The organism is Escherichia sp. E1V33 (genome assembly GCF_004211955.1).
Classification (GTDB): domain Bacteria; phylum Pseudomonadota; class Gammaproteobacteria; order Enterobacterales; family Enterobacteriaceae; genus Escherichia.
The window spans coordinates 1-16,662 of the sequence record NZ_RHJI01000002.1; the positions used below are offsets into that span (position 1 = coordinate 1).

The 16,662-nt window shown below is 48.8% G+C and carries 14 protein-coding genes; 6 read left to right on the forward strand and 8 right to left on the reverse strand.

Annotation, left to right across the window (positions count from 1 at the left end):
- Positions 1–409 precede the first annotated feature (409 nt).
- Positions 410–1,489 (forward strand): type I restriction endonuclease, encoded by a 1,080-nt coding sequence (locus D9742_RS00975; protein ID WP_205712862.1) that lies wholly within the window; start codon positions 410–412, stop codon positions 1,487–1,489.
- Between the two features lie 40 nt (positions 1,490–1,529).
- On the opposite strand, the gene aldB is transcribed toward D9742_RS00975, so the two are convergent.
- The 7 genes from aldB to D9742_RS01010 form a co-directional block, all read right to left on the reverse strand.
- Positions 1,530–3,068 carry an aldehyde dehydrogenase AldB gene (aldB, locus tag D9742_RS00980; protein ID WP_000183976.1) on the reverse strand — a complete coding sequence of 513 codons (1,539 nt, stop codon included), beginning with the start codon at positions 3,066–3,068 and terminating at the stop codon, positions 1,530–1,532.
- Positions 3,069–3,269: 201 nt separating this feature from the next.
- Positions 3,270–4,421, reverse strand: a complete 1,152-nt coding sequence (gene yiaY, locus D9742_RS00985; protein WP_130235701.1) for an L-threonine dehydrogenase — start codon at positions 4,419–4,421, stop codon at positions 3,270–3,272.
- 189 nt (positions 4,422–4,610) lie between these two features.
- Complete coding sequence (gene selB / locus D9742_RS00990) at positions 4,611–6,455, reverse strand: selenocysteine-specific translation elongation factor (protein ID WP_130235702.1); 1,845 nt, start codon at positions 6,453–6,455, stop codon at positions 4,611–4,613.
- Positions 6,452–7,843 carry an L-seryl-tRNA(Sec) selenium transferase gene (gene selA, locus D9742_RS00995; protein ID WP_130235703.1) on the reverse strand — a complete coding sequence of 464 codons (1,392 nt, stop codon included), beginning with the start codon at positions 7,841–7,843 and terminating at the stop codon, positions 6,452–6,454. Before selA ends, selB begins: the two co-directional genes overlap by 4 nt.
- A 97-nt stretch (positions 7,844–7,940) precedes the next feature.
- Entirely contained in the window at positions 7,941–8,549 is a 609-nt protein-coding gene (locus D9742_RS01000) for a glutathione S-transferase (protein ID WP_130235704.1), read from the reverse strand.
- Between the two features lie 70 nt (positions 8,550–8,619).
- Positions 8,620–9,756: an HlyD family secretion protein gene (locus D9742_RS01005; RefSeq protein WP_130235705.1), complete on the reverse strand. Its 1,137-nt coding sequence runs from the start codon at positions 9,754–9,756 to the stop codon at positions 8,620–8,622.
- A 2-nt stretch (positions 9,757–9,758) separates the two neighbouring features.
- Positions 9,759–10,121: a DUF3302 domain-containing protein gene (locus tag D9742_RS01010; protein WP_130235787.1), complete on the reverse strand. Its 363-nt coding sequence runs from the start codon at positions 10,119–10,121 to the stop codon at positions 9,759–9,761.
- Between the two features lie 537 nt (positions 10,122–10,658).
- Here D9742_RS01010 and mtlA point away from each other — a divergent pair.
- The 3 genes from mtlA (at position 10,659) to mtlR (ending at position 14,534) form a co-directional block, all read left to right on the forward strand.
- Positions 10,659–12,572: a PTS mannitol transporter subunit IICBA gene (gene mtlA, locus D9742_RS01015; RefSeq protein ID WP_130235706.1), complete on the forward strand. Its 1,914-nt coding sequence runs from the start codon at positions 10,659–10,661 to the stop codon at positions 12,570–12,572.
- Positions 12,573–12,801: 229 nt separating this feature from the next.
- Entirely contained in the window at positions 12,802–13,947 is a 1,146-nt protein-coding gene (gene mtlD, locus D9742_RS01020; RefSeq protein ID WP_130235707.1) for a mannitol-1-phosphate 5-dehydrogenase, read from the forward strand.
- A complete protein-coding gene (mtlR, locus tag D9742_RS01025) occupies positions 13,947–14,534 on the forward strand; it encodes a mannitol operon repressor MtlR (RefSeq protein ID WP_130235708.1) in 588 nt (195 codons plus the stop codon). Before mtlD ends, mtlR begins: the two co-directional genes overlap by 1 nt.
- A 4-nt stretch (positions 14,535–14,538) precedes the next feature.
- Here mtlR and yibT read toward each other — a convergent pair whose 3' ends face one another.
- Entirely contained in the window at positions 14,539–14,748 is a 210-nt protein-coding gene (gene yibT / locus D9742_RS01030) for a protein YibT (protein ID WP_130235709.1), read from the reverse strand.
- Between the two features lie 279 nt (positions 14,749–15,027).
- Between yibT and D9742_RS01035 the strand changes: the two genes are divergently transcribed.
- Together D9742_RS01035 and D9742_RS01040 are read left to right on the forward strand one after the other, a co-directional pair.
- Positions 15,028–15,390 (forward strand): YibL family ribosome-associated protein, encoded by a 363-nt coding sequence (locus D9742_RS01035; protein ID WP_000665680.1) that lies wholly within the window; start codon positions 15,028–15,030, stop codon positions 15,388–15,390.
- Between the two features lie 546 nt (positions 15,391–15,936).
- Positions 15,937–16,620 carry a DUF3251 domain-containing protein gene (locus D9742_RS01040; RefSeq protein ID WP_130235710.1) on the forward strand — a complete coding sequence of 228 codons (684 nt, stop codon included), beginning with the start codon at positions 15,937–15,939 and terminating at the stop codon, positions 16,618–16,620.
- Positions 16,621–16,662 lie beyond the last annotated feature (42 nt).

Consider the following 16,662-nt stretch of genomic DNA (forward strand, 5'->3'; position numbering starts at 1 on the left):
CTAAAACGGGTCTATTTACAAGGAGGATAAAGTTGACTCAGGAATGCCGCTCGGAAGAAGAATAACGGTTTACAGTAATTGGTATAAAATATGCGAGGATGCTCGCAATTTACATATAACTCATAGTATTAGGTGTTAAAAAATCTGTATTAGATTATCCATGCGATATCGAAACTAGTCTTGCTATAGCTCCAACTCGTATTCATTGAGCGTTTAAAACAACCAATAAAAGACATTGTTTTATTTTCTTGATAAATATCAAGTTTGTTTCACCATTGTATTTACAATGTGCAAACATTATTTTTTGTGTGTTATACATTAACTATGACCAATGATAAAGCGTTAATATATAAATATTTCCTATATTTTTATAAAACGCATTTTTATTAATTATATAAAAGGAGTTATAATGTCTATGGAGTTTATAGATAAGCTGAATTCATTATCCGCAAAAATAAAACAACAAGCCGGAGTCATTGAAACGGAGGAGGCTACTAAAAATGCTTTCGTAATGCCGTTCATTAACAATGTGTTAGGTTATGATGTCTTTGATCCTACCGAAGTTATCCCAGAGTTTGTATGCGATATTGGAACGAAGAAAGGTGAAAAGATTGACTATGCAATCTTAAAAAATGGCGAGGTTCAGATTCTCATTGAATGCAAAAAAATTGGCGATCCTCTAAATATAAATCATGCTTCACAGCTTTTTCGATACTTTCATGTAACAAATGCAAGAATATCTATTCTAACCAATGGACAAGTTTATAAATTTTTTACTGATTTAGAAGCACCTAATAAAATGGATGAAAAACCATTTCTTGAGATAGATCTACTTGACTTAGATGAAACAGTTGTTCCCGAGATAAAGAAACTTACTAAATCAGCATTTGATTTGGAATCAATAATTAATGCTGCAGGTGAATTAAAATATGTTAGTTTAATTAAAAAAGTTCTCCATGCACAAATGAATAATCCTGAAGAGGATTTTGTAAAATTCTTTGCAGCAAGAATTTATGAAGGTATGTTAACACAAAAAGTAAAAGATACGTTTACAAAATTAACAAAGAAAGCTGCCAATCAATATATTAACTCTCAAATAAACGAAAGATTGAAATCGGCAATGGGTGGTGGTTCATTATCTGTAATTGATTCGAATTCACATAATGAAGAAGTAGAATGTATTAATAAAGAAGAAACCGATATTGCTACTACTATGGAGGAGCTTGAAGGATTTCATATTGTTAAAGCTATAGTTCGCGTAGTGCTTGATGCACCACGAATAGTCCACAGAGATACAAAAAGCTATTTTGGTATACTTGTAGATGACAATAATCGAAAGCCACTCTGTAGATTACATTTCAATCGAAATCAAAAATATATTGGTCTATTTGACTTAGAGAAAAACGAAACCCGCCATCCTATTGAATCTCTCGATGATATTTATTCTTTCAGCGATGAGTTAAAAGCGACTGCCGCTTTATACAATTAAAACATAGGCAGGCAACAATTAATGTTGCCTGCCTAAAACATCAGAACAGCCCCAACGGTTTATCCGAGTAGCTCACCAGCAGGCACTTGGTTTGCTGGTAATGCTCAAGCATCATCTTATGAGTTTCGCGCCCGATGCCCGACTGTTTATAGCCGCCAAACGCTGCGTGTGCCGGGTAGGCATGATAACAGTTGGTCCATACGCGCCCAGCCTGAATGCCGCGCCCCATCTTATAGGCCAGATTGCCGTTACGACTCCAGACGCCTGCGCCCAGACCATATTGCGTGTCGTTCGCCAGCTCCAGCGCCTCGTCCATCGTTTTGAAGGTGGTTACCGCCAGCACCGGGCCAAAAATTTCTTCCTGGAAAACGCGCATATTGTTCTGACCAAACAGGATGGTCGGTTCAAGGTAGTAGCCGTCTTTCAACTCGCCTTCCAGCAGCTTGCGCCGCCCGCCGGTGAGCACATCTGCGCCCTCTTTTTTACCGATATCAATGTAATTGAGGATGGTTTCCAGTTGTCCGTGAGATACCTGTGCGCCCATTTGCGTCACGCTGTCGAGCGGATTACCGCTGCGAATGCTTTCGACACGGCGGATGGCGCGTTCCATAAAGCGTTCGTAGATAGACTCCTGCACTAAAGCACGGCTTGGACAGGTGCAAACTTCGCCCTGATTAAAGGCAAACAATGCAAAGCCTTCCAGCGCTTTATCGAAAAAGGCATCTTCTTCATCCATCACGTCAGCAAAGAAGATATTTGGCGACTTGCCGCCCAGCTCCAGGGTTACCGGAATAATGTTTTGCGTGGCGTACTGCATAATCTGCTGACCCACTTCCGTTGAGCCGGTAAATGCCACTTTGGCAATACGTTTTGAAGTCGCCAGATATTCGCCAATTTCGCCGCCCGCACCGTTTACCACGTTCACCACGCCTGGCGGCAGTAAATCACCAACGATCTCCATTAGCAGCAGTACAGAAAGCGGGGTAAGTCGTGCAGGTTTCAGCACCACGCAGTTGCCAGCCGCCAGCGCGGGCGCCATTTTCCAGCTAGCCATCAGCAGCGGGAAGTTCCACGGGATAATCTGCCCCACCACGCCTAACGGTTCGTGGAAGTGATAAGCCACGGTTTCGCTATCAACTTCACTGATACCGCCTTCCTGCGCCCTGATACATGAGGCGAAATAGCGGAAATGGTCAATCGCCAACGGCACATCGGCAGCACTGGTTTCGCGAATGGGTTTACCGTTATCCCAGGTTTCTGCTGTCGCTAACAGTTCGAGGTTTTGCTCCATCCGATCGGCAATCTTAAACAAAATCGCCGCGCGATCCTGTACGGAGGTATGCGCCCATTTATCTTTCACTTTATGCGCAGCATCCAGCGCCAGATCGATATCTCGTTTGCCCGAAGACGCCACTTCGCACAACAACTGCCCGGTTACCGGCGTCAGGTTCTGGTAATACTCGCCATCGGCGGGCGCGACCCACTCGCCGCCAATAAAGTTGTCATAGCGGGCTTTTAGCTTGAGGGGGAAACCATACTCGCCGGGCTTAATCTGTGCTGAAGGGGGATTGTTGGTCATGATCGTCTCCTTGCGGTGTGAGGTATAACAAGGGTAGACGTGACTGGCGAAATATTCGCCAGTCGGTAACAGCTTTACGACGGCTATCACGAATTTACCGGCAAGGACTACAGAGATAACTAAAACTATCTCAAAAATCGCAAATTTTGAGATAGTTAATAAAAAACGGCTGGCAATACGCCAGCCGCAGGAGAATGGGAATTACATTGCAGCGCGATAAATCGCCACAATTTCTTCCTCAGTTGCCTGAATCGGGTTAGTAAAGCCACAAGCATCTTTCAGGGCATTGCTTGCCAGCTCCGGGAAATCGTCTTCTTTAACGTTCAGGTCACGCAGACCTGCCGGGATATCTACTTTCTTCGCCAGGTCGCGAATCGCGTTAATACAAGCTTCGGCCCCTTCAGCATCATTTTTACCTGTGACGTTAACGCCCATCGCCGCCGCGCAGTCACGCAAACGTGATGCGACAACTTTGCTGTTATATAACTGCACGTGCGGCAGCAGAATGGCATTACAAACGCCGTGCGGCAGATCGTAAAAGCCCCCCAACTGATGCGCCATCGCATGAACATAACCCAGAGAAGCGTTGTTGAATGCCATACCTGCGAGGAACTGGGCATAAGCCATTGCTTCACGCGCTTTAGCGTTGCTGCCATCTTCGACGGCTAACGGTAGATTTTCCGCAATCATGGTCATTGCTTTCAGCGCGCAGGCATCAGTAATTGGCGTTGCCGCAATAGACACATACGCTTCGATGGCATGAGTGAGAGCATCCATCCCGGTAGCTGCGGTCAGTGACTTAGGCATACCGATCATCAGAGAGGAATCATTAACCGAAAGCAACGGGGTAACGTGTTTATCCACAATAGCCATTTTGATATGTCGCACTTCGTCGGTGATGATGCAAAAACGGGTCATTTCAGACGCTGTACCCGCCGTGGTATTAATGGCAATCATCGGCAACTGCGGTTTTGCAGAGCGGTCTACGCCTTCATAATCACGGATATCGCCACCGTTAGCGGCTACCAGTGCAATACCTTTCGCGCAATCGTGCGGAGAACCACCGCCTAAGGAGATCACGCTGTCGCAGTTATTTTCCTTCAACATTTTCAAACCTTCTGCGACATTCTTCGTGGTCGGATTAGGTTGGGTACCATCATAAATAATGCTAAAAATATTGCGGTCATATAAGGCTTTTTGTATCTCTCCCGCCATACCTAATTTCGCTAGCATACTGTCAGTAACAATTAATGTACGGCGAAAATCATATCCCGCCATCATATTCAGCGCATCTTTTAAAGAATCTTCGCCAATGACATTAACAGAAGGAATAAAAAACGTGGAAGCTGCCATAACACACTCCAGAACGAGGATAAGAGGGCGGGCAGCTTACAGATGATTTATATTTAAAAAGTTGATCGATATTGTTCTTTTTAAAATCAAATATTAAAAAAAGCACATTAGACTCATGTTCTAATGCGCTTTTTCAAAATTTATAAGACTTTTAAAGTAATTCGTATTTAATATGAATTAATCATTATCTTATTTATGCGAAAATAATAATGCGTCACGCAATAAATGATCATTTCCCCGACGACGCGTAAAACCAATTCGGTCAAAATATTCCAGAATTTGAATTGCCAGTTTTCGACCAACACCTAAGCGATCGCGGAAATCCGCCGCACAGGTCGAGCCACACTCCTGATCGAGATCGCGGATCATGTTGGCAAACTCGACAATCCGATCGTTACGGTAATAACGATCTTTAACGATCGCCGTAATTATCCCCTGCTGCGCTGCCTGCCGTAGAGTCAGGCGCATTGTCTGTTCGTCAGTTCCCGTCTCTTTTGCCAGGTCACGCACCCACCACGGCTCGTTGCCAAACATCGGTTCCGCTTTTTGCCAGATGGCCTGCTGCTCTTCGCTGAAGCCCGCTTTGTGATCTGGCAGATGCAGCCAACCGTGATGACTGAGGATGTCGCCGCTTTCGCGCATCTTTTCAATCAGCAACAGTACCAGCGCTTCATCTTCCATTGGCAACGCCATACGTCGCAGACGTTCGCGCCCAGGACCAGGTTCATCACGATGTTGCTCATGATAAGTCGCTAATGTGTCGAGAATTTTCCGCTGCCAGCGGGCGGCAACCGGCGCATTCAACAAGCTATAACCAGCCTGAATATAGCCAGGCTGTTGCAGCAGTTCGCGCATCCCTTCGCCGTTGAGCTGGCGCGCCCAGGCGAAATCCGCAAGGTTAACCGCTCCGCGTTCCAGATGAACAGATAACGCATCGGCATCGCTCTGCGCCCGTGCAAGAGACGCCAGCCATTGCAGATATTCCGGCTTACGTTTACCGCGGCGCGGTGGGTTAAGCATCACCACGCGCGCCCCCGCCAGCGTGTTGCGGGCAGAGATATCGCGCAGCACTAAGCGATCGTTATCCGCCAGCCACAGCGGCGTGTCGAACACAAGTTCGGCAAGGTTATCTTCCAGCAGCGAAACGCGCCCCGTAACGTGGCTGGCTGCGTGGTGAATATGCAGCGGCTGCCACTGGGCCAGCGGCGTATGGGTTTGAAGTTCGACAATGACCCGTGTGAACGGCTCTGGCGGCGCATCAGCCAGCAACCAGTCGCCACGGTTAATCTGTTCTTTTTCCGCATCGCCGGCGATGTTAAGCGCAATACGTTGCCCGGCGTGGGCAGTTTCTGTTGGCTGATTCTGCGCATGCAGCGCACGCACGCGCATCGGTTTATTTACCCCCGTCAGCCACAGAGAATCACCTACCTTCACTTCGCCACTTAACGCCGTACCCGTGACCACCAGCCCGGCGCCTTTTACGGTAAAAGCGCGGTCGATAGCGAGGCGAAAACTATGTTGGCTGGCGTGTTCACGTTCCGGCAGCTGAAGCAGATGCTCACGCAAAGCATCAATGCCCCGCCCTTCGGTTGCTGCGGTGATAAACAGTTTTGCTTCAGCAAAACCGTATTCCCGCAGTACCTCCTTTACCTGGCGTTCAACCTCCTGTACCCGCACTTCGTCCACGCGATCGGCTTTAGTCAGCGCCACTGTTAACATCGGGTTACCAGTCAGCTGCAAAATCGCCAGATGCTCACGGGTCTGCGCCATCACGCCGTCATCGCACGCCACCACCAACAGCGCGTGATCAATACCTCCGACGCCCGCCAGCATATTAGATAGAAACTTTTCATGGCCGGGAACATCAATAAATCCAGGCACGCGTCCATCCGGCTGCGGCCAGTAGGCATAGCCGAGATCGATGGTCATCCCACGCTTCTTTTCTTCCGGCAGACGGTCAGCATTTACGCCAGTAATCGCCTGTAATAACGTCGTTTTGCCGTGGTCAACGTGTCCGGCAGTCGCAATAATCATTTCAACAACATCTCCAAAAACCGTTGCTCATCTTCAAGGCAGCGTAAGTCCAGCCACAGACGCCCGTCGTAAATGCGGCCAATCACCGGAATCGGTAATTCACGCCAGCGAGCAGCTAATGACTCAAGGTGGCTACCGCGTCCGTCATGGGGCGTAAACGTTAATGCCGCGCTCGGCAGGCGATCTACCGGCAGCGAACCACTGCCAATCTGCGACAGGCATGGCATAACCTGTACTGCAAACTCCGCGCCGTAGTGAGCGGCAAGGGGGGCCTGTAACCGTTGCGCCTGGATTTGAATGACCTCTGCGCTGCGAGTAAGCAGACGCAGCGTCGGTAATTTTTCACTCAATGCTTCAGGGTGTAAATAAAGACGCAACGTGGCTTCCAGCGCCGCGAGAGTCATTTTATCTGCACGTAATGCACGTTTCAGCGGGTGACTCTGCAAACGCGCAATCATCTCTTTTTTACCGACGATAATCCCTGCCTGCGGCCCGCCTAACAACTTGTCGCCGGAGAAGCTCACCAGACTGACACCCGCCGCAATCAACTCCTGCGGCATCGGCTCTTTTGGCAAACCATACTGACTGAGATCCACCAGCGAACCACTGCCTAAATCCGTCACCACGGGAACATCCAGTTCTTTGCCGAGCGCCACCAGTTCCGCTTCGTCTATCGCTTTGGTGAAGCCTTGAATGCTGTAATTACTGGTATGCACCTTCATCAGCAGCGCGGTATTTTCATTCACTGCCTGACGATAATCATTCGCGTGCGTACGGTTGGTGGTCCCCACTTCATGCAGGGTACAGCCCGCCTGACGCATTACGTCAGGAATACGAAACGCGCCGCCAATCTCCACCAGTTCGCCGCGAGATACCACCACCTCTTTACCGCTGGCAGTTGCTGCCAACATCAGCAGCACCGCCGCCGCATTGTTATTGACGATGCAGGCATCTTCCGCGCCCGTAATGCGGCACAGCAGTTGCGCCAGCGCCCGATCGCGATGCCCGCGTCCGGCGTCGTCCAAATCGTACTCCAGCGTCACCGGTGAACGCATAGCCTGCGCAACGGCTTCCACCGCGGCTTCCGCCTGTAAAGCTCGCCCAAGATTGGTATGCAGCACGGTTCCCGTCAGGTTGATCACCGGACGCAGCGCGCTCTGCGCCTCTTTCGCCAGACGAGCATTAACCTCTTGCGCCCAGTTTTCACACCATACAGGCAGCGACTGGCTGTCGCGAATCATTTCCCGCGCTTCGTCGAGCATCTGACGCAGCAACTCCACGACACGGGTATGGCCATAAGTATCACGCAAAGAAAGGAAAGAGCTATCGCGCAATAAGCGATCGATAGCTGGAAGCTGACTATAGAGGGAACGCGTTTCGGTTGTCATAGGAAACCAGGCTCATCAAGGCCCTCTCGCACGGAGAAGGGCGTTTAACATAACCACGGATTGTAACGTGAGAAGCGTCAGGAGGACATATCGCGCATCAAGCCTTTGGCGGTTCGGTGCGAGCGAAGCTTTCGCGGCTAAAGAGATTCTCGACCAGTTTGACTAAGTGTGGGCGGTCCACACACCAGCCCGGCGCAACGCGGCGGAAATTGAGATACCCGACGGCACAGGCAATGGCAATAGTCGCCAGATTGACCGTATCGGTTTTGAGCGTGCCATCGACCAGATATCCTTCCAGCACATCCAGACTACGGTTGATTTTCTCCCGCTGGCGTAACAATTCATCTTCAGACTGCTGCGCCGCCGGACGCGCCTGTTCACGCACCGACACCAGCCCGGCATCCATAATGCCGTCGGCCAGCGCCTCTATTTTGCGCACTCGCAACGACTCCAGCGCATCGCGCGGCAACATCGCCGGAGCGACATTCATTAATTCAATATATTCGGCGATGATCGGCGAATCAAACCAGCATTCGCCCTCTTCGGTCACCAGCACCGGCACTTTTCCTAACGGGTTAAATTGCGCCACGCCGTTGTCCGCGTTATAGGGCAGTTCATTAATAAATTCGAAAGTTATGCCCTTTTCTAACAACAGAATAGAAAGTTTGCGTACAAACGGGCTGGTGTAGCTACCGACGAGTTTCATGCCGAGTCCTTTGTGCGAGGAAAAATATCAGTATGGCCCAGACTCACGCAAAGCACAGGTGATACAAGTCTCAATGATCCAAATAAAGATAATGCATCCAACTGGTCATTCTTAGCAGCACTTTCCGCATCACCGAAACATGGCTGAAATGGTCGGAGTAAACCGCCACCTGGGCGTAGATGCCGTCTGGCAGAGAATCAACCTCAGTATTAGGTTCGAGATCAATCAATGCGAGTACGCCGTCTGTGCCTGGCACAACGGTCAGCGATTGCAGTACACCCTGGGCCTGATAGGAACCGCCTGGTACAACCGGCAAAATACTGCTCAGTTTGCCGCGAAATACCTGACCCGGCAGCGCATTAAATACCACTTCAGCTTCATCACCAGGTTCCAGACGCAGTAGCGAATTTTGCCGGAATTGGGCGACAATTTGCCGCTTCTGCTCAGGAATAAACACCATTACCGGACGTAGTGGTAGCGCAGCAGCGTAGGTGCCTGGGCGAATCAACACCTGAGTTACGTATCCATTACTTGGCGCCCGCACGATGGTTTGCGCCAGGTTATATTCCGCCTCCGTCAATTGTGCTCTCAGGCTGACAATCTGTGACTGCTCACCGTTAACCATGCTGTCTAGCTGACTTTGAATCTGTGCCTGCTCTGCTATCGAACCTTTTACCAGCGCATCCTGTGCGAGAAAATTTTGTCGGGCATCATCGATATCACGTTCAGAAAAAGGATTCACTGCGGCCTGACTACCTTTAAGGTAGCGCTGATAGTTTTTAAACAGACGATCGCGTTCTGCTGAAACTTGTGTGGTATTGGCCTGCGCTTCGGCTAACTGCGCTCTCAGCGTTTTCACGTTATGGGTTGCCGTCATCAGATCGGCCTGTAACCGCGCCACTCGCGCCTGGTAACGCACCGGGTCGAGTTTAAAGAGTATTTCACCCTTTTGAATAAGCTGATTATTTTTATCCGTCACTTCGCTGACGATCCCCGTCACCTGCGGCGTAATGGGGATAGAAACCACTGCCTTTTGCGCCGTAAAAGTGTAAGGATGGTTGTAGTTCATCAGCAAAATCAAACCGCTCACCAAAAACACACCTCCGAGCGCCGCCGTCGCCAGCGTCCACTGATTCACCGGAATGCGGAAGATTTTAAATACTGCCCACGCCAGCGCCACGTATGTTAAGACAATCAACAGATCCATGATTAGATCTCCGGAAACGTGGAGTAGTCAGTTTTTTTCTCGGCGGCGAGTTGATGTTCCAGCCGGGAAATACGGTCAGAAAGCGCAGCGATGTCCGGGTCAGGCGCCTTATCTTGTGGCGTAGCATGCGACTGCATGCCCCAGCCGCGCTCTGGCTGGTAGAGCGTTGCCCAAATCCACAGGAACGGCCAAATTACATGGAGGGTAAAAAGGCTCACCCAGCCCGCAGTATGGATCGCATCGGCATGGGGATGATTACGCTTTTTGGCGATCAGATAAGGGATGTCATGAATCGCGATGATTCCATAAAAAATCACCAGAAAGACGAAGATCAGCACTCCCAACGCGAAATAGTTTAGAAACATACCTGCCTCGGATTCACGTTTATCAGTGTTGTTTTTTTGGCTGGCAGCCAGATGGGAGTCAGGCTGATTATTTGACAATAATCCGGGTTCGCGATTCTCGCCATAACACCGAAGAATAATTTTTAGAGGCGATGAGTTGCTTAGTTACATAACGATTTTATGACTTAGGCATAACATGCTGTAGATCACATCAGCTGAACGCCGTAAGAAAATATCTTGTGATTTGGATCACAAAGATTCAACAAACCACCAAACAAAAAATGTGACTCTACTCACATTTAAATGCCATTTTTGGCCAATATTGCCGTCTTGTTGTTTTTTTACACAAACATTTTGTGAGGAATATCACGCTAATTACCTCTCTACCCCCTATATTTATGTGACTGATATCACACAAAAGGCCGTCGACTGGACAGTTAACCGATTCAGTGCCAGATTTCGCTGTATCTACAAGGTCCGGCTACCTCTGCCGCCACATTAACAAAAAACCTCGGGCTTCCAGCCTGCGCGACAGCAAACATAAGAAGGGGTGTTTTTATGTCATCCGATATTAAGATCAAAGTGCAAAGCTTTGGTCGTTTCCTCAGCAACATGGTGATGCCGAATATCGGCGCGTTTATCGCGTGGGGTATCATCACCGCGTTATTTATTCCAACAGGGTGGTTACCGAACGAAACGCTGGCGAAGCTGGTCGGGCCGATGATCACTTACCTCCTGCCGCTGCTGATCGGTTATACCGGTGGTAAGCTGGTAGGCGGCGAACGTGGCGGCGTAGTCGGTGCCATCACCACCATGGGCGTTATCGTCGGCGCAGATATGCCGATGTTCCTCGGCTCCATGATTGCAGGTCCACTGGGCGGCTGGTGTATTAAGCACTTTGACCGCTGGGTAGACGGTAAGATCAAATCCGGTTTTGAGATGCTGGTGAACAACTTCTCTGCCGGTATCATGGGGATGATCCTCGCTATTCTGGCATTCATGGGGATTGGCCCGCTAGTTGAAGCCCTGTCCAAAATGCTGGCTGCGGGCGTTAACTTCATGGTCGTCCATGACATGCTGCCACTGGCGTCTATCTTTGTTGAACCGGCGAAAATCCTGTTCCTCAACAACGCCATTAACCACGGTATCTTCTCGCCGCTGGGTATTCAGCAGTCCCATGAGATGGGCAAATCCATCTTCTTCCTGATTGAAGCTAACCCGGGTCCGGGTATGGGTGTTCTGCTGGCGTACATGTTCTTTGGTCGTGGTAGCGCTAAACAATCTGCGGGCGGTGCGGCAATCATCCACTTCCTGGGTGGTATCCACGAAATTTACTTCCCGTATGTGCTGATGAACCCGCGTCTGATTCTGGCCGTTATCCTCGGAGGTATGACTGGCGTGTTCACGCTGACTATTCTGGGCGGTGGTCTGGTTTCTCCGGCATCTCCAGGTTCTATCCTTGCGGTACTGGCGATGACGCCAAAAGGCGCTTACTTCGCTAACATTGCCGGTGTGTGTGCGGCGATGGCTGTCTCCTTTGTTGTCTCTGCTATTTTGCTGAAAACCAGCAAAGTGAAAGAAGAAGATGATATTGAAGCAGCAACTCGTCGTATGCAGGACATGAAGGCTGAGTCTAAAGGCGCTTCTCCGCTGTCTGCTGGCGATGTGACTAACGACCTGAGCCACATACGTAAAATCATCGTTGCCTGTGACGCCGGTATGGGTTCCAGTGCGATGGGCGCAGGTGTGCTGCGTAAGAAAATTCAGGATGCCGGTCTGTCGCAGATTTCTGTAACCAACAGCGCGATCAACAACCTGCCGCCGGATGTGGACCTGGTCATCACTCACCGTGACCTGACCGAACGCGCTATGCGTCAGGTTCCGCAGGCACAGCATATTTCGCTGACTAACTTCCTCGACAGCGGCCTGTACACCAGCCTGACCGAACGTCTGGTTGCTGCCCAGCGCCATACTGAAAACGAAGAGAAAGTAAAAGACAGCCTGAAAGACAGCTTTGACGATTCCAGCGCCAACCTGTTTAAGCTCGGCGCGGAGAACATCTTCCTCGGTCGCAAAGCGGCAACTAAAGAAGAAGCGATTCGTTTTGCTGGCGAGCAGCTGGTGAAAGGTGGTTACGTTGAGCCGGAGTACGTTCAGGCGATGTTGGATCGTGAAAAACTGACCCCGACTTATCTGGGTGAGTCTATCGCGGTGCCACACGGTACGGTTGAAGCGAAAGATCGCGTACTGAAAACGGGCGTCGTGTTCTGCCAGTATCCGGAAGGCGTGCGCTTCGGCGAAGAAGAAGATGACATTGCCCGTCTGGTAATTGGTATTGCTGCCCGTAACAACGAGCACATTCAGGTGATCACCAGCCTGACCAACGCACTGGATGATGAGTCTGTCATTGAGCGTCTGGCACACACCACCAGCGTGGATGAAGTGCTGGAACTGCTGGCAGGTCGTAAGTAATCCAACCCCACCCTCTCCACATGGAGACGGTGGGGCTGATTGCCTGATGCGCTTCGCTTATCAGGCCTACAAAACAAAGCGCAGTTTGTTGAATTTGCACGTTCTTGTAGGCCGGATAAGGCGTTTACGCCGCATCCGGCGCTGCCCCTCTCCACATGGAGAGGGTTTGGGTGAGGGAAATGCCTCACCCCAGCCCTCTCGGGTAAAAACATTGATGAAGGTTAATACTATGAAAGCATTACATTTTGGCGCAGGTAATATCGGTCGTGGCTTTATCGGTAAACTGCTGGCAGACGCAGGTATCCAACTGACGTTTGCCGATGTAAATCAGGTGGTGCTTGATGCCCTGAATGCCCGTCATAGCTATCAGGTTCATGTGGTCGGCGAAACCGAGCAGGTGGATACCGTTTCCGGTGTAAATGCCGTCAGCAGCATTGGTGATGATGTCGTTGATCTGATTGCCCAGGTTGATTTGGTCACCACCGCCGTTGGCCCGGTCGTGCTGGAACGTATAGCTCCTGCCATCGCCAAAGGGCTGGTGAAACGTAAAGAACAAGGTAATGAATCTCCACTGAACATCATCGCCTGTGAAAACATGGTGCGCGGCACCACGCAGCTGAAAGGTCATGTGATGAACGCCCTGCCAGAAGACGCCAAAGCGTGTGTAGAAGAACACGTTGGCTTTGTGGATTCTGCCGTTGACCGCATCGTACCGCCTTCCGCTTCTGCAACTAACGATCCGCTGGAAGTGACAGTCGAAACCTTCAGCGAATGGATTGTCGATAAAACCCAGTTCAAAGGCACACTGCCGAATATCCCAGGTATGGAATTAACAGATAACCTGATGGCATTTGTCGAACGTAAACTCTTCACCCTGAACACAGGTCATGCTATAACCGCGTACCTCGGAAAACTGGCGGGCCATCAGACCATTCGTGATGCGATTCTCGACGAGAAAATCCGTGCAGTGGTAAAAGGTGCGATGGAAGAAAGTGGCACGGTACTGATCAAGCGTTACGGCTTTGACGCTGACAAGCATGCGGCGTACATCCAGAAAATCCTCGGTCGTTTTGAGAACCCGTATCTGAAAGATGATGTAGAGCGCGTAGGCCGTCAGCCGCTGCGTAAACTGAGTGCTGGCGACCGTCTGGTAAAACCGCTGTTGGGTACGCTGGAGTACGGTTTGCCACACAAAAACCTGATTGAAGGTATCGCCGCCGCGATGCATTTCCGTAGTGAAGATGATCCGCAGGCGCAGGAACTGGCGGCGCTGATTACCGAGAAAGGTCCGCAGGAAGCGCTGGCGCAAATTTCCGGGCTTGATGCTAACAGCGAGGTCGTCGCCGAAGCAGTCACGGCTTATAACGCAAAATAATGATAGACCAGGCGCAGAAAACCCTGCGCCTGAACAACAGATTGTCAGATATGCAGGCAACAATGGAACAAACCCAGGCCTTTGAAAACCGTGTGCTTGAACGTCTGAATGCTGGCAAAACCGTGCGAAGCTTTTTGATCACCGCCGTTGATCTCCTGACCGAGGCGGTAAATCTTCTGGTGCTTCAGGTATTCCGCAAAGACGATTACGCGGTGAAGTATGCTGTAGAACCGTTACTCGACGGCGATGGTCCGCTGGGCGACCTTTCCGTGCGCTTAAAGCTGATTTATGGGCTTGGCGTGATTAGCCGCAACGAATATGAAGATGCGGAACTCTTGATGGCGCTGCGTGAAGAGCTGAATCACGACGGTAACGAATACGCCTTTACCGATGATGAAATTATTGGGCCATTTGGCGAGCTGCACTGTGTGGCGGCGATCCCACCGCCGCCACAATTTGAACCAACGGATTCCAGTTTGTATGCGATGCAAATTCAGCGTTACCAACAAGCTGTGCGTTCAACTATGGTCCTTTCACTCACAGAGCTGATTTCCAAAATCAGCTTAAAAAAAGCCTTTCAAAAGTAAGCGATTACAGCTTCTCAACCTGCTTTGGCCGATAAAGCTGACGATAATACTCCAGACGTTGCAGATATAACGGCACGCTTTCCTCAGGTATACCGGACGGAATAGCGTCACGGGGAGGAAGCTTTTTCAGATACTCCCGGAACGCCTGGCTTGATGCCATAAAATCTACGGCTTTATCGATAAGATGCGGAACGTTTTCACCTAATTTGCCCATGATAATCTCTCCGTATCACCCCGCGCCGGGAATGCGCGGCCGCCAATTTTAGTTTAGGATCCCGGTAAAGAAGGCATTAAGGAAAACGTGCTTAATCCTCAACGCTCATCCTCACTGGTTATCTTTTTCTTTTAATTTTACAACAAATCAAAATGTTACATGGTTTTTGAGCATGTAAATGGTTGCAAGGAAGAACTATTACAATGCCATCAGTTGTGAACAAAGTGCCTGGTCGCGCATACTAGGGACTATAAATTTATCTTTATCAGAAGCCATATCATGAAAGAAGTCGAAAAAAACGAAATCAAACGTCTCAGCGATCGCCTGGACGCCATCCGCCATCAGCAAGCCGATCTGTCTTTGGTTGAAGCCGCAGACAAATATGCCGAGCTGGAAAAAGAAAAAGCTACCCTGGAAGCGGAAATTGCCCGCCTGCGTGAAGTTCACAGCCAAAAACTCAGTAAAGAAGCGCAAAAGCTGATGAAGATGCCGTTCCAGCGCGCGATTACCAAAAAAGAGCAGGCTGATATGGGCAAGCTGAAGAAAAGTGTTCGCGGACTGGTCGTTGTGCACCCGATGACCGCACTGGGCCGTGAAATGGGCCTACAAGAGATGACCGGCTTCTCAAAGACCGCGTTTTAAGTCCCCTACTGGTCAATACAACTAAAGTTTCCTCATTTTTATTCGCTCCTGCTGGCACATGCAGGAGCATATTTCAGATATCGAAATCTATTAACATTATCTTTTCAATTCTTCCCACTCACCTGAATAATTTTAGCAGGCTAAAATCTGAAAATATGTTACGCAATAAAGATTAATATATAATTTACAGCTATAAATATCAGCATAAACATGCTTATATCATAACTATTTATTTATATTTTCCAACTCAAACTGTCCTTATCACCATAAAATATTCACCACACAAATATTATCCCTTGACTTTTTCTCACCTTATCCCTTTAAAAATTTGACATCGATTGACACCAATCATTAGAATCCGCGCGATTAATATAACAATCGGCAACAAACTAAAATATTTCTGCATTTAATAACACATTCATAGCAACGACCAATTAAAAAACATTATAAATTTTCACCGTGAATTTATTTGGCTTGATCATTCATAAAACAAATGATTGTAAAGTAATTTTCAACGCATCAGGATTATGAAAAGGAATTCATCCTATGAATCTAAAAAAAACACTATTAAGCGTGTTAATGATATCGCCACTCTGCATATTGACAGGGTGTGACTATATTGGAAAAGCAAAACTAATCGACGATCTCTCCAAACAGCAAGAGTTGCAAAAAGGTAAAATAGAGCAACTTGAAAAACAACAAGAACAAGATAAACGCAAGATAGAACTATTTGAAAAGCAGCAAACTGCCATCATAAGTAGTACCAAAACACTTGCTAGTGTGGTGAAGGCGGTTAAAGAAAAGCAGGATGAATTTGTCTTCACAGAATTTAACCCAGCACAAACACAATACTTCATTTTAAATAACGGCTCTGTCGGTTTGGCGGGTCGGGTGCTGGCTATTGATGCAGTTGAAAACGGCAGCGTTATTCGTATTTCGCTGGTCAACCTATTAAGCGTTCCCGTATCAAATATTGGTTTTCATGCTACATGGGGCAATGAAAGGCCCACCGATGCCAAAGCTCTGGCGAAGTGGCAACAATTACTTTTCAATACCGCTCTGAACTCCACTCTGCAATTAATGCCTGGTCAATGGCAAGACATTAATCTGACATTAAAAGGCGTTTCGCCTAATAACCTGAAGTATCTGAAGTTGTCCATCAATATGGCCAATCTCCAGTTCGACACTGTTCAATCTGCTGAAACTCGGCAGCGAAAAAACAAAAAATAAATGCAGCTTCTGCGCTTATATCAAGGAATAGAGAACATCAAT